Raw genomic sequence first — 21,398 nt, forward strand, 5'->3', positions numbered from 1 at the left:
CATTGTGAAAACGTCGGGGACGTAAGTTTTTTTATGAAAATACCTCGTAAATTAGGGCGAAACACCCTTGGATATTCATGCCCGCCCCCAAGAGATTGAGGAAAAACAACATGTTTTCATCGTTCAGACGAATATTCAGGTTGCCGCGTAAACAAAAGCGCCTAATACAGGTAACGGTTGATTCGGCCCTGCTCGCAGCCAGCTTCTTGTTTGCAATGCTGTTACGTCTGGATAGCCTTGAGCCTCTTTTCGACCAGCGTTCATGGCTGATGCTGCTGGCGCTGGTGCCTGTCAGCATATTCATTTTCATGCGCATGGGCTTCTATCGGGCGGTGGTTCGCTACATGAGCCAGAAAGCGATGCAATCGATTCTTGTCGGCGTCACGAGTTCTGCTGCTGCGATGGCGATCATCAGTTACCTGCTGGATCTACCCATTCCGCGTTCCGTACCGATCATTTACGCCATGCTGGCACTTCTGACCATCGGTGGCATTCGCGTCATACTGCGTACGCTCTACCAGCGTAGCCTGATGCGTCACAAGACACGCGTGGCCATTTATGGTGCCGGCGCGGCAGGTTCTCAATTGGTGGCCTCCCTGCGCCATGGCCAGGAGTACGTTCCGGTCTGCTTCATCGACGATTGGCGGGGCATGCGCGGGACATCCGTAGAAGGTCTCAAGGTCTACTCCCCTAACGAACTACCACGACTAATCAAGGATTTTGGCGTCAAACAGGTTCTTTTGGCCGTTCCCAGCGCATCGCTTGCACGGCGTCGCGAAATCCTGAAAAAGCTCGAACCCTTGTCAGTACCCGTGCAAACCGTTCCAGGCGTCGCCGATGTCATCGCGGGTCGCGCACACGTCAATGAAATTCGCGATGTCACCATCGAGGACTTGCTGGGTCGCGACCCAGTGCCGCCCAATCAAACGCTGCTGGACGCCGATATTCGCGACAAGGTCGTGCTGGTCACCGGCGCCGGGGGCTCGATTGGCTCCGAGTTGTGCCGCCAGGTGCTGCAACAACATCCCCGGCAAATCGTATTGTACGAAGTCTGCGAATATTCGCTTTATCAGATCGAGAAAGAACTACTGCAGTTCTCCCAGGCCGCAGGACTCAGCGTTCCCATCAAGACAATGCTAGGAACGGTACAGCACCGCAGTCGCATCGAGGCAGTGATCAACGCTTTTGCAGTTCAGACTATCTATCATGCTGCAGCGTACAAGCATGTCCCTCTCGTCGAATACAACGTCGTAGAAGGCATCAACAACAACGTCTTTGGCACGCTGCAAGTCGCGCAGGCTGCCATTGCCTGCGGTGTAGAGACCTTCGTCCTGATCTCGACCGACAAGGCCGTACGCCCTACCAATGTCATGGGTACCACCAAGCGCCTGGCGGAACTGATATGCCAAGCGCTAGCCGATCAGCAGGATACGACACGTTTTTGCATGGTTCGCTTTGGCAATGTCCTCGGCTCATCCGGCTCCGTTGTACCCCTTTTCCGACGCCAGATACGGGAAGGCGGGCCTCTGACGGTTACCCATCCAGAGATCACTCGCTACTTCATGACCATCCCCGAAGCCGCCCAGCTAGTTATACAGGCCGGTGCCATGGGGCATGGCGGCGATGTGTTCGTGCTTGACATGGGCAACCCCGTAAAGATCAGGGATCTTGCCAAGCAGATGATTCACCTTTCAGGGCTCGAGTTCCGTGACTCGCAGTCTTCAGAAGGCGATATCGAAATCGCCTATACAGGACTACGCCCGGGAGAGAAGCTCTATGAGGAGTTGCTGATCGGTGATGAGGTCGAGACGACCAGCCACCCCAAGATCATGACCGCCAAAGAAAGTTACTGGGCATGGCCGAAGCTCGAGCACTTTCTGGAACGACTCCAAAGCGCCTCTCGCCTGGCCCAGCTCGAGCTTATCCGTGAACTGCTACTCGAAGCACCGGCCGCCTATCAACCTCAAGGCCCCATAACCGATCTGGTCTGGGTGGAAAATACCTTGGCCGGTGAGTCTGCTGGCGAAGAAAACGCCGCTTTCAACCCTGTATCAGCCTTGAGAATGAATGCAATGTCACAGCCCAGCCAAGAATCTGCGCTGCCAAAGGAAGTATTGAGCATTCAATTGAAAACCGATCAATCTTAAAAAACGAAGTAGGGATATATATGAATCATAAACTTGAAAAGGTACGCATCGGTATCATTGGTCTGGGTTACGTGGGTTTGCCATTGGCCGTCGAGTTCGGCAAGCAATACACCACCGTCGGCTTCGATATCAATGTCAAGCGCATCGCCCAATTGAACGACGGCATCGACACCACGCTGGAAGTCGAACCAGAATTGCTCGCCCAGGCCGAACGTTTGAGCTTCACCAACGATATCGAGCGCCTGCGCGACTGTAACGTCTATATCGTCACGGTGCCGACGCCCATCGACAAGCAGCGTTGCCCGGTTTTGACGCCGCTGCTCAAGGCAAGTGAGACCCTGGGCCAAGTTGTGGCGAAAGACGATATCGTCGTTTACGAATCGACCGTCTATCCCGGCGCTACCGAAGAAGATTGCCTACCCGTGATCGAGCGCGTCTCCGGGCTAGAGTACAATGTCGACTTCTTTGCCGGCTATAGCCCCGAGCGCATAAATCCCGGCGATAAGGAACACCGCGTCACCTCCATCAAGAAAGTGACCTCGGGCTCGACACCGGAAGTTGCGACGTTCATCGATACGCTTTACGCCTCGATCATCAATGCCGGTACCTTTCAAGCCAGCTCCATTCGCGTGGCCGAGGCCGCGAAAGTCATCGAAAATACCCAGCGCGACGTCAACATCGCCCTGATCAACGAACTCGCCGTCATCTTCAATCGCCTGGAAATAGACACCGAAGAAGTACTTCAGGCGGCCGGTACCAAATGGAACTTCCTACCCTTCCGACCCGGTTTGGTGGGTGGGCACTGCATCGGCGTGGACCCCTACTACCTGACCCATAAGGCGCAGCAAGTAGGCTATCACCCAGAGGTCATTCTCTCGGGACGACGTATCAACGACGGCATGGGTGCTTATGTCGCCGGTCAGCTCGTCAAGCAGATGATCAAGCATTGCATTCAGGTGCAGGACTCCCGCGTACTCATCCTTGGCCTTACCTTCAAGGAAAACTGCCCCGATCTGCGTAATACCCGAGTTACCGACATTCTCAAGGAATTGGCGGACTACGACATTGCCGTGGACGTTCATGATCCGCAAGTCGACCCACAAGAAGCGCAAGACGAGTTGGGCGTACGTATCGTGGAGACCCCCGTCGCAGGCACTTACGACGCCATCATCCTGGCTGTCGCTCATCGGGAATTCGTCGAACTTGATGTCCAAAAAATCCGCTCCTGGGGCAAACCCGCCCATGTCCTTTACGACTTGAAGTATGCACTTCCCAAGGGCGCCGCCGATTTACGTTTGTGAAGAAGTGAACAAGATCATGAAAATACTAATTATTGGCAACATGGGCTACGTAGGGCCCGCCGTTCTTCGTGAGCTGAGCGCACGCTATCCTTCGGCAGTGCTCCATGGCTATGACACGGCCTATTTCGCACACTGCTTGACCGGAACTCACTATCTTCCCGAGCGGCATCTAGAGCGACAATTCTATGGCGATATACGCGCCATCACATCTGGGATGCTCGAAGGCTATGACGCCGTAGTGCAACTGGCCGCAGTTTCCAACGATCCAATGGGTAGTCGCTTCGCCACGGCCACGGGGGACATCAATCATCGTGCCAGCGTCAGTATCGCCAAGGCGGCGGCACAGGCCGGCGTGCGCAACTTCGTCTTCGCTTCCAGCTGCAGCATTTATGGTGTTGCCAGTGGCCCGCCCCGTTGCGAAACCGATGCCGTCGCGCCCATCACGGATTATGCCAAGTCCAAGGTTCACACCGAGGAAGATCTGACGAAGATCGAAACGGACATGGTCATTACCAGCCTGCGCTTTGCCACGGCTTGCGGTATGTCCGACCGTCTACGCCTGGACCTGGTACTCAACGACTTCGTGGCAAGCGCCATCAGTCAAGGGCAGATCACCGTGCTAAGCGATGGGTCGCCCTGGCGGCCCTTGATCGATGTCACCGACATGGCTCGTGCCATCGACTGGGCCGTGCAGCGCCCGGCGGATAACGGCGGCCGCGTCTTGAGCGTCAATGCGGGTGCCAACAGTTGCAACTATCAGGTACGCGATCTGGCCATGGCGGTGGCCGAGGCACTTCCAGGCACGACGGTGGACATCAACACCGAGGCGCCCGTAGATAGTCGCTCCTACCGCGTGGACTTCAGCCTGTTCGAACGCCTCGCCCCGGATCATCAACCGCAGAAGGCACTTTCCCACTCCATTAGCGGCTTGATCGAAGGTCTTGAGCGCATGGAGTTTGCCGATACCGAGTTCCGGTCATCGTCGCTCGTGCGCTTGCATGTCCTGCAAGGGCATATCGATGAAGGCCGTGTGACGGAAGAACTGCGATGGCAGAGACCACAGAAAACGCTGGAAAGGAGTCAGTCATGAAGGTAGCGATCTTTGCCGGTGGCTTCGGTACCCGGCTCAGCGAAGAAACCACGATTCGTCCCAAGCCGATGGTGGAAATCGGCGGCCGACCGATTCTCTGGCATATCATGAAGATCTACGCGCACTATGGCTTCAGAGAGTTCGTCATTCTGGGTGGATACCGCGTCGACTACATCCGCGACTATTTCCTCAACTATCGAGGCCACCAAACCGATTACACCGTCGACCTGAAGACCGGCAGCATCGAATGGTTACAGAGTACCAACGAAGATTGGAAAGTCACCGTGCTGGACACTGGCGGCGACGCCATGACCGGTGGTCGCCTCAAGAAAGCCATGCCCTATTTAAGTGATGCCCCCTTCTGTCTGACCTATGGCGACGGCGTAAGCGATATCGATATCAAAGCGCTGATCGACACCCACCGTGCTTCGAAGGCCTGGTGCACGCTCACCGCCGTCTCCCAGCCCGGCCGCTACGGAGCGTTGCATCTAGATCGTTCCTCCACCCAGGTGAAGGGTTTTCGTGAAAAAGGCGTGAAAGACGGCGGCCTGATCAATGGCGGTTTCTTCGTCTGCGAGCCGGATGTGTTCGAGCTCATCGACGGAGATCAGAGTGTTTGGGAAAACGGGCCGCTGACACGCATGGTAGAACTCGGCAAGCTGGGCTACTACCACCATAAAGGCTACTGGCAAAGCATGGACTCATTGCGAGACAAGATGGTCCTGGAAGCAGCCTGGGAGAGCGATCCCCCCTGGAAGCTGTGGAAAGACTAAACCATGCACTTTCCCCTTAAAGAGGTAATGACATGATTCTCGTCGATACTGCGCTTGCCAAGCGCCAGGCCGAGGGCAGACCAATCCGCGTCGGCATGATCGGCGCCGGCTTTCAAGCCAGCGGCATAGGCCTGCAGATCATGACTGCCACGCCAGGCATGGAGCTTTGCGCCATCGCCAACCGCCACCCCGCTGCGGCAATCGACATCTACCGCCAAGTCGGTCTCGAGCCCGTTCACTGCGAGACACAAAGCGCGCTCGAGACCGCGATCGCGGGCGGCAAACCCGCCGTCACCGAGGACGCCGAAGCCCTCGCCCGTGCTCAAGGGCTTGACGCAATCATCGAGGTTACCGGCTCCATCGAATTCGCCGCCCGGGCCGTACTCAGCGCCCTGGAAAGTGGCAAGCACGTCGTGCAGATGAATGCCGAACTCGATGGTACCGTTGGCCCTATCCTAAAAGCGAAAGCGGATGCAGCCGGTGTCATCTATACCTTCTCCGATGGCGACCAGCCCGGCGTACAGATGAACCTGCAGCGGTTCGTAGCCGGTCTGGGCGTGACGCCGGTACTCAGCGGCAATATCAAGGGATTGCACGATCCCTATCGCAATCCGGCCACCCAGGAGAGCTTCGCCAAACGCTGGGGGCAAAAGCCCGCTATGGTCGCCTCCTTCGCCGATGGGACCAAGATCTCCTTCGAGCAAGCCATCGTCGCCAACGGTAGCGGCATGCAAGTCGCGCGACGCGGCATGCTCGGCCCGGACTTTTCCGGCGGCGATCCAGGTGCGCCGCTAGTACCCATCGAGCAGACGGTAGCGGCATTCGAGGAACATCTGGATCCGACGAAGCCTGGTCTGGTGGATTATGTCGTCGGTGCCCGGCCCGGCCCCGGGGTGTTCGTTCTCGGCCACCTCGAGCATCCGCGTCAGCGTCATTATCTCGAGCTCTATAAGATGGGCAAGGGCCCCTATTACTGCTTCTACACACCTTACCATCTATGCCACTTCGAAGTTCCCAACTCAGTGGCGCGTGCCGTGCTGTTCAACGACGCCGTGCTTGCCCCTCAAAGCGGTCCACGCGTGGGCGTGGTAGCCATGGCCAAGAAAGCATTATCGGAAGGCGAGACCATCAATGACTTTGGCGGCTTCGAGGTCTATGGCGTTGCCGAGAACATGGACATCGTGCGTCGGGAAAATTTGTTACCCATCGGCCTTGCTCTTGGTTGCACTCTGCGCCGCCCTTTGGAAAAGGATGCGCCGTTGACTTTTGATGACGTGACGATTCCTCCGGGACGCCTGGTCGATCGTTTGTATGCCGAACAGGAACAGTTGTTCGCCACGCCTACCACCAACCCGAAACCGTTTTGAGAGTAAGCCATGATTTTTCATGAAACGACATTGAAGGACGCCTGGCTGATCGAACTCGAGCCCCGGGGCGATCAACGCGGTTTCTTTGCTCGCACAATGTGCAAGGAAGAGTTTGCCCAGCACGGGTTGTTGAACGACTTCGTACAACAAAACACTTCTTTCTCAGCCCAAAAAGGAACCTTGAGAGGGCTGCACTACCAAATGCAACCTCACGGCGAAGCCAAGCTGGTGCGCTGCCTGCGTGGTGCAATCGTCGATATTATCGTCGATGTTCGAGCCGACTCACCTACCTTCCTACAACATCAACAGTTCGAACTTACGGATAGCAATCGCTCACAGCTTTATGTGCCCCCCGGCTATGCTCATGGCTTCCAAACACTGAGTAATGACGTGGAAGTCAGCTATCTAGTATCCGCCGCCTACTGTCCGCAAGCAGAGCGCGGGCTCCGCTATGATGACGAGCGCCTACAAATCGACTGGCCCGTACCCGTCACGGTGCTTTCGGAGAAGGATGCACATTGGCCACTGATCGACGAAGCAACCAAACCACTGTATTAAATGCCATATCCCGAGTTATCGTTAACAGGCTTCCAGCACAAGCGCCGATACGCAATGGCGCTTGTGCAATCGGTTCAAGGTCGAGAGCGGCGATCACGAACAATAGACGATAGCGTCACCATTTGATTTCATCATCCGGGATCCTGCATCAGCGAAACTACAGCAATTCTGCACTGTATATATTGTCCAAAAGCTTGCCATTAAAACGAAAAAACCGGCAACCAAAAGATTGCCGGGAAATTGCTCCAGATAACAGCTTTATCAATCCACTTTAATGCTCAGTCAGCTCAAGCAACGACCTCCCTGATACAAACATTCTCTCGTGCAACCACTTTTTCCCCATCACAAGAACTATCATAAAGCTGGCTGATAGAAACTTTTGTAGTTTCGATTGGCTCATCTGCAAATTCAGCTTCAGGGTAAAAAAATGGACTTTCACACAGTCCTTTCAAAACAACTCCCACCTTATTAAACTGCTTTTTACGCAAGAGTAAAAGCACCAGCCTGATATCCTTATATATACAGACAAGCAACCGATATTTATTTGAAAACTTACGAGTAATAAACACGCGGTTACGTATGAAATGGCGATGATACTGTATACGGCTCCTGTTTTCTTCAGTAACTATACTGATAGGACCGCTTTTTTCTCGTAAATGCAGTACCTTGCTAGTCGCCACCAAGTATCCAGGCTTGTCCCGTGTGATTCTCATCGTATACTCGGTATCCTCACCCCAAATAAACATGGAAGAGATGGGTACGCCATAATTGGACAACGTTTTACGTGGAATGAGAATCGAAACGAAGTTGGCGAGCCGAACCGGTACCATGCCATGCACAAGGGTCTCAGGCCAACTGGGATAGCCGATCTCGTTGTACCGCAGGTCCAGATTAGGAGGATCGTTGATCTGACCGTTTTCAGTCGTGGCTTGGGAAATCAGATACGACTTATCCAACCCCATAATATTCAATTGTTCATCTGCCTCCAGCAACTTTTGCAACGCATCTGGTTCCGGAACGACATCATCATCCATCATCCAGATGAAATCGGCTCCAGCTTGGTAAGCCAAGCGGAATCCTACATTGAACCCCCCTGAGGCACCTATATTGCGTGACAAGGAATAAACCTTGAGATCAGGATAACCCATCTCACGCAGCATTTCTGCGGTACCGTCCGAACTGGCGTTATCGACGACAATGACTGCATCGCAGGGACGCGTTTGCGAGCAAACAGCGGCCAAACCGCGTTTCAGCAATTCTTTGCGGTTATAGGATAAAATTACTGCAAAGACTTTATGCATACCAAGCCCCTTAGCTTAATATTGTAAATTCCTTGTACAAAAACAATCTCTAGCATGAGCCTTAGACGAAGTTAAAACGATAGTTTAAATTAACTAAACGGGTTGGGGAAAACAAAGTTAAGCTTACCGCTCTCTTTGATCAACCGCTCAACCAACTCAAATTCCTTATCAGAAGAATGATTGAATTTCTTCTCATCGACTAACAGACTATTTTTTCCCTTAAAATAATCACTATTATGCTGCGTCTTAAAAAAAGAGAAACCATACACATCCACTCTCTTTGCATCCCCTTTGAGGGCTAATATAATCGCCAACATCCCGCTTGTGGGTCTAGACTTCAGCATATCCGAGATATGATAATATTTTTCTGGTAATAGTTTGTAAGTCCTCAAAGTCGCCCCACCTTTAATAAAATAGTTTGCAACACAATAACCCGTGCTTTCCAAATAAAAAGGGTATATAACAGCCCCAAGTCCCTTTTTTTTCCAACGTAACGGTTCTATCTTGCCGCAATTACCGACCTTACCCCCAGGCAACAGTCCATGAAACAAAATATCGATTTTTTCCCCATAATCCACTTCTTGGCTCTGATCAAAGTCAATCATGCGGTTAAACTTCACTACCACATCGGCTTGATCTATCTTATCTCCTAACCCCTGGCCAGATAGGTCAGCAGCAGGCCCTACAATGGCTACAATTTTATTTTCAAAAAGCGAGCTGCAAGAGACTGGCTCCATATTTTTATAGAAAAGAAACCCAAAAGGTGAAGAAATTTTAATATATAAGTAACGAAGAATTTTTTTAGCAACACCCTCTCTTTCTTCTAGTGACTTTTCAAACAAACTCTGATATTTGACCAATCTATAAAATAGTTCATGCACAACAATTTCGCCCCCTGCGTAAGGACATTATTTTTTATAAAAACAAGAGATTAGCTATACAGTAATTATAGATCTATTTTTTTAAAATACTGTATTGTTTTATGCAGCCCTTCATCCAAATCAACTACAGGCTCCCAATCGAGACTTTCCTTTGCTAACGTAATATCGGGTTTACGTTGCAATGGATCGTCTTGTGGTAACGGCTTGAATGTCAGTTTGCTTTTACTTCCTGTGAGTTTTATCACTTTTTCTGCAAGTTCTCTCATACTGAACTCACCGCTATTACCGAGATTCACCGGACCGCTAAAACCATTTTCTGAATTCATGAAACGTATAAATCCCTCGATGAGGTCTTCTACATAGCAAAAGCTTCGAGTCTGGCTACCATCGCCGTAGATAGTGATATCCTCACCTTTTAAGGCCTGCACTATAAAATTGCTTACCACCCGGCCATCATCGGGGTTCATGCGCGGCCCATAGGTGTTAAAAATACGTGCTACTTTGACATTCATTCCATGCTGACGGTGGTAATCGAAAAACAATGTTTCAGCGCATCGCTTTCCCTCATCATAGCAACTTCGTGTGCCGATTGGATTGACTTTTCCCCAGTAGGACTCGCGCTGTGGATGCTCTTCAGGATCGCCATAAACTTCACTTGTAGATGCCTGAAAAATTTTTGCGCCTGTGCGCTTGGCCAAGCCGAGCATATTAATCGCGCCGTGGACACTTGTCTTGGTAGTTTGCACGGGGTCATGCTGATAATGTACAGGGCTTGCCGGACAGGCAAGGTTATATATCTCATCGACTTCGACATATAAAGGGAAAGTCACATCATGCCGCATTATTTCAAAGTACGGGCTTTCAAGTAGATGCGCTATGTTTTCTTTACGCCCCGTAAAAAAATTATCGACACAAAGCACGTCTGCGCCTTCGTGCAATAAGCGTTCACAGAGATGCGAGCCCAAGAAGCCCGCACCACCCGTTATCAAAACTCGTTTTTTCATTTAGATTCCTTACAAGAAGCCTGCTAAAAAATTCTAACTTACAAGTAGTAATTAAACCCGATACTGCGCAAATGCTATGGAACGACGCGTTTATTTTAAAAAGCCAATAAATTATTTTTAAATTTTTTGAGAATTCGAAGAAAGTATTTTATGACTCGCTTTCATAAAGCGTCTCATAAAATACTTTGGCGAACAAAACGCTGCTATTGAAGAATTTTTTATCGCAAAAGCATAGTGTTTATTTTTCATGTCGAGTACAGCAAACTGCGCATGATTTTTTGCCTTTATTTCTCGCCATAGTTTCTTTTTATCCGGCTCAAACCTTTGCACTTCAAAAACATGGTAATGCAATATGTGCAATAAATTTTTCCGATGTTTTTTTACGTCCCCGGATATGTTTTCAAAACCGACAACGTATTCACCCAACACCTGGTCAATACGCACAAACCTTGCACCACAATCAGCCAGTTTTAGCCAAAAATCATAATCTTCGACTATCCTGAACTCCTTGGATTCATCAAATTCTATATTATTCCTATTTATAAAGCTTTTTCTGACTGCTACCGACGAGGTGGGACAATCATTGCCATTCCTTAACAAATCTTCATATGAATTAGTCATTAAACCGCGTGTATATATGGCACGTGTAACGCGCAGGTAATCCATATTTATATTGAGACTATGGTAGGCAACATCGATATTTACATTTTTTTGGAGGTAATCATGTAGCACCATAAGCTTTTGGGGATACCAGAGATCGTCTGAGTCCAACAGACAGATCCATTCACCTTTAGCTTCCGAAATGCCTTTGTTCCGAGGTGTCGCTGGCCCACCCGAATTTATCATTTTATGATAACGTATGCGTGGATCTTTTAATGTATTGACAACTTGTTGCGTATTATCAGTCGACCCATCGTCAACGACAATGGCTTCGAAATCGATAAACGACTGTGCAAGTACCGATTGAAGAGTACGCAGCAACGAGTCTGCGCGATTATAAGTTGGTATAACAACGGAGAATTTAGGCATAATTGGTATCAACCTGAAGTATAAAAAAAGTTTATCTGCGCTGTTCTTTAGCAAAAATACAAGATTAATTCATGGGCAGCTTAAAATCACTATCCAGATATGAAATAGTAGAACAGCAACGGCCTAAAACGATCTTCTTACGCTGGTAAAAAAGTTGATTTTCTAATATCGCGTGGATTAGAGAACCACAAATTTAGTATCCAAGCCCAACGTTGACAGGAGAGTATAATTTTTTATTCTGTTCCAGTGACCTTACGTTTTTCAGAAAAATTTCTAACGCACGAGCAAGATAGAAAGGCGTAGTACCTGAAACATGGGGGGTAATCAGCACATCATCACGCTGCCAGAGTTCGGATTTGCACGGAAGTGGTTGAACCTCAAAGACATCCAAGGCAGCGCCGAACAGTTTTTTCTTGTTCAACGCGTCAATAATTGCATTCTGGCTTGTCACTCCCCCACGTGATATATCAATTACCACCGCGCCGATTTTCAGCGCCTCGAAAATGCCCTCGTTGACAACACCTTGAGTCTGGCTAGATAGTGGCAGACAAACGATGAGGTAATCCGTGCGACCAAGATGGGGAGTCATATCTTCCCAGGTAACGATATGATCGAAATGCTCTACAGTGCGAACGGTACGTGAAACACCTATTACATTCATATCAAATGCTTGCGCGCGACGAGCTACCTCACGACCTACATTACCCACCCCGAGAATCGTGACCGTTCGCTCTGTCAGCTCATCGAGCCATATTCGCTGCCAACATCTATGCATCGACTGATGCTGGAAGCGCCCAAACTGCTTAGCGAAATGCAACATAGCCCCAATGGCATATTCACCCATGGCGGCACTATTGACACCCGAGCTCTTGCTCATCAGGAGTTCGGTCTTGTCGAAGGGCATGGACCAGATTTTCTCGATCCCCGACGACAGAAAGTGCAGCCATTTGTAACTCTTCAGTTTTGACAAGGCTTCGGGCAACCAGGGCAATGTCGGCGTGATGATGGCGTCGTAATGCGCACCTTCGAGAACCTGTGCCGAATTACCAGCGAATTCAACGACGGACCCAGGTAGGTTCGCCTTGAAGAAAGTGACGACTTCTTCTTTCTGGCACTCGAGAACCTCCTCCTTTTGCAAAAAGAGAACTCGCTGTAGGGGCCAGCCCGTCATGAGGAGCGCCCCTTGCGCGCAAGCTCGAATACTCGTTTCCTGAGTTTTTCTTGATTGATGAGCAGCTCTTGGGAATCGAGGTTGCGCAGATCACGCTCCTTGCTGCGCAACTTGTGCAATTCATCCTGCAGGTCGATACGACTGTGCAGTTCCTCGAGTTCATTTGCACCACCATGAAAGGCGCGCGAGAGTATCACCCAGCGGGAGCGTAATCTGAGATGCTCACTCAAGACCCACTCCGCAGGAAGCTCTCCCGAATCGAGGCGTGCCACCCCTCCAAAGCCGTAGGCAATACCTCGCTTCTCGAGCTCATCGATAGCAGGCTCCAGCAATCTGCCCGCCAGAGGTTCGAACAAGAAATCGAGACCCATGGCCAAGGAGAGATCGTTTAAGCCGAAATGCACTTCATCGCGCTTACCCAGGATATCCGCATAGCTGCTTATACGAGTAAGCGCCTGAGGTGTTTCCGCCAGAAACGTTATTGGTACGCGCCCATCCACAAGACGGATAAACTCTTCGACCTCCTCGGGACTACGGAACATTGGCAACATGAGCCGAGATGCCCCGCAGGCTATACTTTCATTCACTTCCTGCGCCGTTTCGGCATATAGGGGATTGACCCTCACCATGAGTTCGGCTTTCGTCAATACTCCGGCAACGGCTGTAATATCTTCAAAGGTATGCGCCGCCTTGTGGGCCGACAGATGCTTTTGGCGCTCTTCCTTGCCCAGTACTTCCATATCCACGAAAATACGGTGCACTCCACAGGACTCGGCATATTTCGCAATACCGGGCGACGCCGTAATTAGCATCCACTGCAGTTCGTCTGCCATCGTTACAGCTCCTTATCCTCGCCGCTGTCATCCGTTTGTCTGAGACTATCGCGATAGGCACGCCAGTTTTGCGCATCGCCGCCATAAATATCGCTACGCTTGAATACGACAACGACCGTTTTCAACATTATTTTGAAATCGTACATGATGCTGTAATTTCTGGCATATTCCGTATCCGCCTCCAACTGCTGTAGCCAGCCAAGACTGCGGCGACCTCGAATCTGTGCCAGTCCTGTCAAACCAGGGGGCACATCGAAGCGTTCCTTATAAGCTTCGCCGACGACCTCCAGTTGCTCGGGAATGATCGGTCGTGGCCCAACGATACTCATATCACCACGAGCTATGTTCCAGAGTTGCGGTAACTCATCAAGGCTAGTGTTTCTAAGGAATCGGCCTGCACGGGTAATACGTGGATCCTGATTACTGGCGACGACCTTCTCATTATGCTGATCGATGGCGTCAGGGGCTCGATCATGCATTGAGCGAAATTTATATATTCTGAACACTTCTTGATTACGTCCAATACGGCGCTGCTTGAAGAACACAGGGCCGGGGCTATCGAGCTTTATCCATAGCATAATCAATAGAAGCAAAGGTGATACAAGTATTATCGCAAGCCCGCTTAAGCATAAATCGACTAATCGCTTTAAAAAATCCTTCATATATAACCCATTGCATTCAAGATCACTTTGTTGACTTTCTTCACGTCATACTTCTCTTCTGCAAGACGCCGAGATTCCTGCGCCATACGTCCTATTAGCGTAGGCTCGATAATGAATTTTTCCATAGCATCCGCAAGTGAATCAGCACTCCGCGGTGCAACGAGGAATCCATTGTTTCCGTCGATTACCGTCTCACGACAACCTGGCGCATCACTGGTGACAATAGCTCTTCCCATGCTCATGGCTTCTAATACGGAACGTGGCGTCCCTTCTCGATACGAAGGCAGCACGAACACCGAGCATTTCGCCAAGCAAGGGCGGACATCGGAAACGGAGCCAATGAACTCGACACACGAGTTATTTTTCCAGTCGTCTAGTAATGCTTGATCAATCGAATGCGGTAACGACGGATCATGAGGGCCTACGGCGATGAACGTTACATCTTGGTATCGTGCCCTCAACGCTTTGGCCGCCTCGACATATTCGATGATGCCTTTCTCGGTAAGCAACCGGCCAATGAACATGAAAACCGGATTTCCGGAAGGTAGATCAGATAGCGCAAACTTCTCCGTATCAACCCCTGAGCCATTGGTACGCACAACCTTAGCCGTATCATTTATAATTTTTAGTTGGCGGAACTCTCGTTCGTCATCTGGATTCTGAAAAAATATAACGTCATTTTGAAAAAGGCTTAATTTGTAAAGCCAAGCTACTATCTTTCGAACGAGTCCGGTTTTGACGTTTTGAGTGGTAAAGACATGCCCAAGCCCCGTGATCATGGAAAATATCTTGGGAACGCCTGCCAGTTTGGCCGCAAGTGACCCATAAACGACGGGTTTTATCGTATAACAAAAGACCGCTTTAGGATTTTTTTTACGCATCAACCTGAAAAGAGAGAAAAAGGTTTTAATGTCGCTCAACGGGTTAATACCTGTTCTGCCCATTTCGAAGCGAAAAATCGTAATGCCTAGCTCCTCTACTTCGGGCAAGTAATCTCGTTCGGGAACTGCGGCGGCAACAACTAGCCCCTTGGATTGCATCTCACGTATCAAATCACCGCGATTGGCTATCAAAGAGCGAGCATTGCCCGCAATGAAAAGAATATCCAATTTATTTCCTTAGCTTGATTTTTAACGTGTCGAAAGAAGAGGCTGCCAAGACTACAAATAATAACAAGAATTTTGTTTTATGCCGAATTGCGGTGCCTATGTTAGTAACCCCAATTGCAAAAACGAAGGTTAAAGCGCCTAGCATTAATAACAAAGCAAGACACTCCTGCTTTCTTTTTATTCTCGACCAGCCTTTGAAAATCCTCCAGACCAAGAAAAAATACATGATGGTCGATATAAAACCTATTAAATGGTGGGGGCTACGTATATCCCATGGAAAAGGAGAGAAAACGAAATAAACTATTCGTGCTGGTATTAGCCACGGCTGAGAAAAAGGGTCTCCAGTTGCTATTGCAGAAGGATATGCAGAGCCACCTGTAGCTTGGCGCGAAAAACGAGACTCGATCAATTCACCAACCCCTCCTGCTTGATCATCGCTCCCTACTTCTATCCCTTTTCCGAGTGAAACGCCTCCCGCTGAAAAAGAGAATGCTAAAATAATAATCACTAAGGAAGTGGATAATTTTCCTAAATAGCTAAAATTCACCCTAGCTCCATTAAAAAAAAGCGGTATTGCGCGTAGAAACTGATAAAGCGAGTAACAACCAAGACCAACTAGCGCGCCAACCCACCCGGGGTGAATACTCGTCGCGACCCCAAAAAAACCTAAAGAGAAAAATATACTGACTTGTGACTCTTCACGTAACCATTTTGTTAAAAAATAAAGGCCAACTGCAAATGCCAAAATCGAAATTTCTTCGCGAAGAGCTATAGCTGAATTAAAAGCGGCAAACGGATAAAGTGCAAGAATCGAACTTCCCCATTGCGCGGCAACTCGACCCCACATTTTATAAATTACAACACCAGTAATAAATACTATCAGTGTTCCTGAAAGAACATTCAAGAAAGGCAACATCAACTCATGATAACCAAATATCTTGTAAAAAACCCCACCAAAAGCGCTGTAATTTTTTGAGCTTCCTGGCTCGAAATTAGCTAGCAAATCGCTCCAACTTAACGCTGACCATAAGCGCGCTTGGTCTGTAAAAGTACCAGCATCAGAACCACCAGGTATCGCAAAAAACCCGTAATAGTCCGCATATACTAATGCTAGTCTAAATATCAAAGCAATAAGCACAATTTCAGCTAAAAATTTATAGCGTATTTTTGCATATAACACTATGAATAAGCATAAAGCACACAGCAAAACAAGAAGCAAATAAGTAGCCATAATTCACCCAACAAGGTTAGCGTTAGCGAGTTGTTATTAAATCTTTAATTTTAATAACAACTCTCAACTCTAAAACTCTCCTATAAATTTTTATAGAGAGTTAAGTGCTCGTTTACGCTGCGCTCTATTTCATAGTGACTGGATAAAACAAGTGCCGACTTTGAAAGTCTCAATCTTAGCTCTTTATCATTTATTAACAAACTACATTTTTCAGAAAAATTCTGCACATCATCTGCATTTACTACAAAACCTGACTTACATTTCTCAACAACCTCACCGCAGCTACCAACGTCGGTAACGACTGCGGGTACGCCTAAAAGGCTCGCTTCAATTAAAGAAATTGGCAATCCTTCGTAATGCGATGTAGTAACAAAGATATCGGCAGATTTTAGTAATCTAGGGATATCATTGCACTGCCCTAAAAACTTAAAACGATCCTCGACTTTACGCTCTACCACTTTTTCCTCTAAAATTTTTCTGTATTCTTTCTTCCCTTCTCCGGCAACTAGTATTTTAAAATTTTCATTTTTTTCTTTAAGTTTTACAGCAACTTCTATAAGCATTTCGTAATTTTTAGCATGCATTAACCGCCCTGTCGCCACAATCGTTACTGTATTGCTGTCACTTTCAACCCTTGGCTTTATATTACCATTTAATCTCTCACTATCTACCGCATTATCAATACGTGCAACCTCATGATTGGTATACCCTTCTAATATTTCTTTACATTTTTTAGATATACCTATATATCTACCCACCCTAAGATTATATAGCTTGAAAATAAAAACAGGCGCACCTGGAATTATACTATGATGTGTGTATACAACCTTGCTCCTAAAAGCACTTAAATAAACCATGGCGTAGTGCAAATGCGCATGCACAACATCAGGCTTTAAGGTATTAAGCAACTTTCCTACTTTTAAAAAATTCAACAATAAATCTTTTTTTGAACGAGAACCCAAAATTTTATAGTCAATACCGTTTTCTTTTAATTCATTTAGAAATTTTTTTTCAAACTCAATGTCGCGACCAATGCTTTTTGCGTCAGTTAAAAAAATTATTAATACGCTATGCCCTTGACGAGCCATATGAATACAAAGGTCACGCACGTATATTTCGGCCCCCCCCGAAGCGGGGCTAGAAATAAAATGTAATATCTTCATCTGCAATTCCAAAATTGTTTAAAGTATCTTGCTAAAAGCATAAGCTATATATTCTCGATAATTTTCTGGTCTTGCATACAAAAATGCTCTTCTTAATATTTTATTTATTTCATATTTAGGCTGTTTATTTTTATACATTTTTTTTGCCAAGCTTAATTCATTTGCTTTTCTTCTTTTATTTAACTCTTTTTCAGAAAAGTAATTATTCGCTTCTGCCTTATCCAAAAAAATAGAAACGGCTTGGTAGTTTGCATATGCTTTATCGCTTCTAGTAAGCGAGCCCGGCCTATAGTTTCTATAGATTCCAGCGCCGACGCTTCCTTTTACGCAATAACCTTTTTTGAGCAGCTTGATCAATAAATCAAAATCTTCATTATGGGTTAGTTCTTCATCAAACCCATCGACTTCTAGAAGTTTATTTCTTTTTATCAAATAAGAATAAACACACCCTGGAATGCCCTCATTCCTTCCTACCAGGCTAGTAGATGGTATTCCATCAAAATCACAATGTATTACTTGTTTTTTCGTCCGACTGTTTATATAGTTTCCATAAACACCGAAATAATCGTCAGACAAATCCTTAATTGATGAATAAAGATTTTCGATGTTACAGGGAAGCATATAGTCGTCAGCATCAAGGAAAGTTATATATTCTTGATTCGCCTTTTGTATTCCTAAGTTCCTTGCGCTCGAAGGCCCACCGTTTTCTTTTTTGAAGAATACAATATCAGGTACGCCGTTTTTATATTTTTTTACCACCTTTTCGGCATCATCATTTTCAGAACCATCATCGATTACTACAATTTCTGCAATTTGTTTATTTTGATTTAATGCAGATTCAAGAGCTTTGTTTAAATACTCTGCATCGTTGTATGTGGTTATTATCAGTGATATAGGGGCTTTAGGGTTGGCCATTACATGTCCACTTCTTCGCTAATTTATTTGTAAAGGGTTGTAGGCCACTTAGGATGCGGTCAAAAATTATTTTCGCTTCCTGCTCAGATAAAAAGTTATATTTTACGGCAGGCCAGTGATGTGCCTTACTCCGAATTACTGGTTGCCATTTTTTTGTATTAAAGTAAATAGGCACTATTTCATAATCGTTAGCTAGTAAAGCTGCTATTCGGTGCTGACCACTGTTTATTATTACCGAATATTTTTTACCTGCAACCAATAGCACCCCATTTATTTCACTATGGCCTTCATCCCTCAAATAACCATGTTTTTTTATGGAGTCATAAATATTTATTAAACGTTCGTATTCAAACTTTCCTTTCTCATAAGAAACGGGACCAAAATGTTGCCAATCCAAAGCGCTTTTCAAATACCGATTATGCTCATGAGCTTCCATTTTATTAATGTTTATTTTACTACGTTTTTCGTGTTTTGAAGGAATGCCAAACCAAGGCTCGATAAAATCTAAAATACTGTATTTGGCCAAACGGTCAATTTTTGATGGTTTTATTCCCCAGAGATCAATGCCATTGGCTGGCCGAAAACTCGAGTAATATTTTTCAAGAGGTGAACCTTCATAACGGCGCAATCCCGTTTTTTTATATTCATTGAGTGTCTGAATAAACGGATGTGAAGAATCTTTGGTTATAGGAAAAGCTAACAGTCCAAAGCTTCGACAGCGAGCAAGCGGTACGCTTGTTAAAAATGGCTCACCTTTTGCCTTTTCAAATGCTTGCAATGGATCGGTTAAGTACGTGTAGTCCTTAACTACTTTATTCTTTTTAAGAAGTCGTGACAAAACCTCTTCATGCCGCCCGGGTCTTCCACCGATACGGAATAGATCAATTAGTTTGAATATTTTTCGTTTATATACATTCAAAACTTAGAGCGCCGTAATCAAAATAATCTAAATTAGCACAGTGCACCATTTATCTTGAATGATACGTTAACCTAGATCAAAATTTAGTTGAGCCATTGCCATGAATCGATCAAGCATGCTGTGCCATTCGCTTGAACATGTCATTGCGCCCAACAAGATCCGCGTATTTACCCTGATCGACTACTTCTCCATGACTCAGAAGTAATATCTGGTCGCATTGTTTAACTGTTGCCAAACGATGCGCAATCATTATGATTGTTTTTTCTCCAGAGAAGTCGTGTATGGCATTCATGATCAATTTTTCTGTAATGCCGTCCAGCGCACTCGTCGCTTCATCAAGGACTAGGACTTCGGTATCTTCATATAGCGCACGAGCAATACCAATTCGCTGACGTTGCCCTCCAGAGAGCTGCACCCCGCGCTCGCCCACAAAGGTATCCAAGCCGGCCGGTAATTCAGCGATCATTTCGTCGAGGTGGGCCAGGCTTGCCGCCCTGCGCACTCTCTGTTCGTCGATGGCTTCGAGAGGCAGGCCAAAGGCGATGTTTTCGCGAATACTTGAATCCGACAAGAAAATACTTTGTGACACGAACCCTAACTTGTTTTGCCAAGCTCGCCTGTTTTCATCGGTCAAGGGAACACCATCGATGGCAATACACCCTGACTCCGGTTTGATTAGACCAAGTAGAATATCAATAGCCGTGGATTTTCCTGATCCTGAAGATCCCACCAAACCTATTACCTGATTGGCGGGAATAGAAAGCGATATATTCTTGAGCGCTGGTTCTTGCTTGCCCGGATATGTAAAGCGTACCCCACGAAACTCGATACTTTGCCGTAAAGCGACCGGTTGCGCACTGCCACGCCCATCGAATCCTTCTTTCTGATAATGAGTACTGCCGGCTATCAAACCATCACGGATGGATTCAAACGCAGCCATGTTGCCTTTTATATTGGCGATACCGACATAAATTCGCTGGAAAGCGGGCAAGAGCTTGAAGCCTGCTAATGCATAGACAGAAAGCGCGGGAAGTATGTCTCCTAGATTCCCTTGTCTAGAGTAAAGTAGATAAAGCACTAACGCGATGATGGCACCAAAGGCGATGATTTCTATTGCATAGCGAGGCATCTGGTTCAAGGCTTGGTTGACACCATGACTACGTGCGAAGGTCCTGCTGGCATCCTCAAAGCGATCGACTAGAACCTGCTGACGCCCAAGTAGCAGTGTATCCTTGACACCTCCAAAACCATCAGACATCAGGCGAAAACGTAGCGTCTGTTGCTGTGAAATTCTTGCGCCATTATTAGTCAGTCTCTTTTTCACCAGCCGATATATGAGCAGATAGGATAAAGCAAAAAGCGAGACGCCGATGATTGCCACCATGGGATTGTAAATCAAGATGGCAACGGCCATGAGAATAACCATGACCAGCTTGGCATTCATTTGCATCAATGGGCTGATGATGAAATTGGTTACCCTTTGGGATTCTTGAGAAATCTGGTTGATCAGTTGTCCGCTGCTACCTTCAGCATGAAACAGCCACGGCTGGTGCATGTAATGCTTGAAGAGTCGACTGGATAGCTCGGCCCCTACCTGAGAGCCGTAAAGTGCCAAGCGCCAGACGGTGTACATGGAAAAAAGTCCGGCTGCTACCAGCATGACAAATACACCGATACCTAGCCAGAATAGAAAGCTTTGGGGCGATGCGGCAGAGCTGGCTTGATAGATGCCTGCCACAAACCCCTCGCCCTGTAACTGGCTCATGTCACCCACCAGGCCCATGAAGGGCCCGATGGCAATGACGCTGGCTATTTCAGCAAATGACATACCTACGATCAGTATTTGCAGCTTGAACAGTTTCTTACGCTGCTCAAGAGTAAGCAGGTTATAAAGTTCTCGAAGGTTCTGGAGCATACGTTACACCACTGTTAATAAAAAATTAT

General features: G+C 47.4%; 19 protein-coding genes. 6 read left to right on the forward strand and 13 right to left on the reverse strand.

The features are described from left to right. The first annotated feature begins 110 nt into the window (after positions 1-110). From H7850_RS06320 to rfbC, 6 genes are read left to right on the forward strand one after another with little or no spacing between them, the layout of a single operon-like run. Complete coding sequence (locus H7850_RS06320; RefSeq protein ID WP_227368678.1) at positions 111-2,147, forward strand: polysaccharide biosynthesis protein; 2,037 nt, start codon at positions 111-113, stop codon at positions 2,145-2,147. A 20-nt stretch (positions 2,148-2,167) separates the two neighbouring features. Beyond that, positions 2,168-3,448, forward strand: coding sequence for a Vi polysaccharide biosynthesis UDP-N-acetylglucosamine C-6 dehydrogenase TviB (tviB, locus tag H7850_RS06325; RefSeq protein ID WP_227368679.1), 1,281 nt, complete (start codon positions 2,168-2,170; stop codon positions 3,446-3,448). A 16-nt stretch (positions 3,449-3,464) separates the two neighbouring features. After that, a complete protein-coding gene (locus H7850_RS06330; RefSeq protein ID WP_227368680.1) occupies positions 3,465-4,538 on the forward strand; it encodes an NAD-dependent epimerase/dehydratase family protein in 1,074 nt (357 codons plus the stop codon). Next, complete coding sequence (gene rfbF, locus H7850_RS06335; RefSeq protein WP_227368681.1) at positions 4,535-5,311, forward strand: glucose-1-phosphate cytidylyltransferase; 777 nt, start codon at positions 4,535-4,537, stop codon at positions 5,309-5,311. The genes H7850_RS06330 and rfbF overlap by 4 nt, the downstream gene beginning before the upstream one ends. Positions 5,312-5,343: 32 nt before the next feature. After that, positions 5,344-6,678: an NAD(P)H-dependent oxidoreductase gene (locus H7850_RS06340; protein WP_227368682.1), complete on the forward strand. Its 1,335-nt coding sequence runs from the start codon at positions 5,344-5,346 to the stop codon at positions 6,676-6,678. Between the two features lie 9 nt (positions 6,679-6,687). Further along, entirely contained in the window at positions 6,688-7,236 is a 549-nt protein-coding gene (gene rfbC, locus H7850_RS06345; RefSeq protein WP_227368683.1) for a dTDP-4-dehydrorhamnose 3,5-epimerase, read from the forward strand. Positions 7,237-7,523: 287 nt separating this feature from the next. On the opposite strand, the gene H7850_RS06350 is transcribed toward rfbC, so the two are convergent. The 13 genes from H7850_RS06350 to H7850_RS06410 all read right to left on the reverse strand — a co-directional run bounded on the left by H7850_RS06350 (position 7,524) and on the right by H7850_RS06410 (position 21,369). Further along, on the reverse strand, positions 7,524-8,537 hold the full coding sequence (locus H7850_RS06350) for a glycosyltransferase family 2 protein (protein ID WP_227368684.1): 1,014 nt from the start codon (positions 8,535-8,537) through the stop codon (positions 7,524-7,526). An 89-nt stretch (positions 8,538-8,626) separates the two neighbouring features. Further along, positions 8,627-9,418, reverse strand: a complete 792-nt coding sequence (locus tag H7850_RS18240) for a glycosyltransferase family 29 protein (protein WP_227368685.1) — start codon at positions 9,416-9,418, stop codon at positions 8,627-8,629. Positions 9,419-9,483: 65 nt separating this feature from the next. Continuing rightward, a complete protein-coding gene (locus H7850_RS06360) occupies positions 9,484-10,422 on the reverse strand; it encodes a UDP-glucuronic acid decarboxylase family protein (RefSeq protein ID WP_227368686.1) in 939 nt (312 codons plus the stop codon). Between the two features lie 117 nt (positions 10,423-10,539). Then, positions 10,540-11,451, reverse strand: a complete 912-nt coding sequence (locus tag H7850_RS06365) for a glycosyltransferase family 2 protein (protein ID WP_227368687.1) — start codon at positions 11,449-11,451, stop codon at positions 10,540-10,542. A gap of 193 nt (positions 11,452-11,644) precedes the next feature. Continuing rightward, complete coding sequence (locus H7850_RS06370; protein WP_227368688.1) at positions 11,645-12,622, reverse strand: D-2-hydroxyacid dehydrogenase; 978 nt, start codon at positions 12,620-12,622, stop codon at positions 11,645-11,647. Next, entirely contained in the window at positions 12,619-13,455 is an 837-nt protein-coding gene (locus tag H7850_RS06375; protein ID WP_227368689.1) for an aldolase/citrate lyase family protein, read from the reverse strand. Before H7850_RS06375 ends, H7850_RS06370 begins: the two co-directional genes overlap by 4 nt. A gap of 2 nt (positions 13,456-13,457) precedes the next feature. Then, complete coding sequence (locus H7850_RS06380) at positions 13,458-14,117, reverse strand: sugar transferase (protein WP_227368690.1); 660 nt, start codon at positions 14,115-14,117, stop codon at positions 13,458-13,460. After that, a complete protein-coding gene (locus H7850_RS06385; protein ID WP_227368691.1) occupies positions 14,114-15,226 on the reverse strand; it encodes a glycosyltransferase family 4 protein in 1,113 nt (370 codons plus the stop codon). The genes H7850_RS06380 and H7850_RS06385 overlap by 4 nt, the downstream gene beginning before the upstream one ends. 1 nt (position 15,227) lies before the next feature. Continuing rightward, a complete protein-coding gene (locus H7850_RS06390; protein ID WP_227368692.1) occupies positions 15,228-16,457 on the reverse strand; it encodes a hypothetical protein in 1,230 nt (409 codons plus the stop codon). An 80-nt stretch (positions 16,458-16,537) separates the two neighbouring features. Next, a complete protein-coding gene (locus tag H7850_RS06395) occupies positions 16,538-17,620 on the reverse strand; it encodes a glycosyltransferase (RefSeq protein ID WP_227368693.1) in 1,083 nt (360 codons plus the stop codon). A gap of 18 nt (positions 17,621-17,638) precedes the next feature. Then, the gene (locus H7850_RS06400) at positions 17,639-18,535 is read right to left on the reverse strand and encodes a glycosyltransferase family 2 protein (RefSeq protein WP_227368694.1); all 897 of its coding nucleotides are present in this window, start codon (positions 18,533-18,535) and stop codon (positions 17,639-17,641) included. Then, complete coding sequence (locus H7850_RS06405; RefSeq protein ID WP_227368695.1) at positions 18,522-19,454, reverse strand: hypothetical protein; 933 nt, start codon at positions 19,452-19,454, stop codon at positions 18,522-18,524. The genes H7850_RS06400 and H7850_RS06405 overlap by 14 nt, the downstream gene beginning before the upstream one ends. 109 nt (positions 19,455-19,563) lie before the next feature. Then, positions 19,564-21,369 carry an ABC transporter ATP-binding protein gene (locus H7850_RS06410; RefSeq protein ID WP_227368696.1) on the reverse strand — a complete coding sequence of 602 codons (1,806 nt, stop codon included), beginning with the start codon at positions 21,367-21,369 and terminating at the stop codon, positions 19,564-19,566. Between the last annotated feature and the right edge of the window lie 29 nt (positions 21,370-21,398).

Origin of the sequence: Halomonas sp. M20 (assembly GCF_020622265.1) — a bacterium.
Classification (GTDB): Bacteria; Pseudomonadota; Gammaproteobacteria; order Pseudomonadales; family Halomonadaceae; genus Modicisalibacter.

Excerpts from the sequence above, each read along its gene's own strand:
- H7850_RS06320 (WP_227368678.1), top strand. The coding sequence starts at position 111 with ATGTTTTCATCGTTCAGACGAATATTCAGGTTGCCGCGTAAACAAAAG.
- tviB (WP_227368679.1), top strand. The coding sequence starts at position 2,168 with ATGAATCATAAACTTGAAAAGGTACGCATCGGTATCATTGGTCTGGGT.
- H7850_RS06330 (WP_227368680.1), top strand. The coding sequence starts at position 3,465 with ATGAAAATACTAATTATTGGCAACATGGGCTACGTAGGGCCCGCCGTT.
- rfbF (WP_227368681.1), top strand. The coding sequence starts at position 4,535 with ATGAAGGTAGCGATCTTTGCCGGTGGCTTCGGTACCCGGCTCAGCGAA.
- H7850_RS06340 (WP_227368682.1), top strand. The coding sequence starts at position 5,344 with ATGATTCTCGTCGATACTGCGCTTGCCAAGCGCCAGGCCGAGGGCAGA.
- rfbC (WP_227368683.1), top strand. The coding sequence starts at position 6,688 with ATGATTTTTCATGAAACGACATTGAAGGACGCCTGGCTGATCGAACTC.
- H7850_RS06350 (WP_227368684.1), bottom strand. The coding sequence starts at position 8,537 with ATGCATAAAGTCTTTGCAGTAATTTTATCCTATAACCGCAAAGAATTG.
- H7850_RS06360 (WP_227368686.1), bottom strand. The coding sequence starts at position 10,422 with ATGAAAAAACGAGTTTTGATAACGGGTGGTGCGGGCTTCTTGGGCTCG.
- H7850_RS06365 (WP_227368687.1), bottom strand. The coding sequence starts at position 11,451 with ATGCCTAAATTCTCCGTTGTTATACCAACTTATAATCGCGCAGACTCG.
- H7850_RS06370 (WP_227368688.1), bottom strand. The coding sequence starts at position 12,622 with ATGACGGGCTGGCCCCTACAGCGAGTTCTCTTTTTGCAAAAGGAGGAG.
- H7850_RS06375 (WP_227368689.1), bottom strand. The coding sequence starts at position 13,455 with ATGGCAGACGAACTGCAGTGGATGCTAATTACGGCGTCGCCCGGTATT.
- H7850_RS06380 (WP_227368690.1), bottom strand. The coding sequence starts at position 14,117 with ATGAAGGATTTTTTAAAGCGATTAGTCGATTTATGCTTAAGCGGGCTT.
- H7850_RS06390 (WP_227368692.1), bottom strand. The coding sequence starts at position 16,457 with ATGGCTACTTATTTGCTTCTTGTTTTGCTGTGTGCTTTATGCTTATTC.
- H7850_RS06395 (WP_227368693.1), bottom strand. The coding sequence starts at position 17,620 with ATGAAGATATTACATTTTATTTCTAGCCCCGCTTCGGGGGGGGCCGAA.
- H7850_RS06400 (WP_227368694.1), bottom strand. The coding sequence starts at position 18,535 with ATGGCCAACCCTAAAGCCCCTATATCACTGATAATAACCACATACAAC.
- H7850_RS06410 (WP_227368696.1), bottom strand. The coding sequence starts at position 21,369 with ATGCTCCAGAACCTTCGAGAACTTTATAACCTGCTTACTCTTGAGCAG.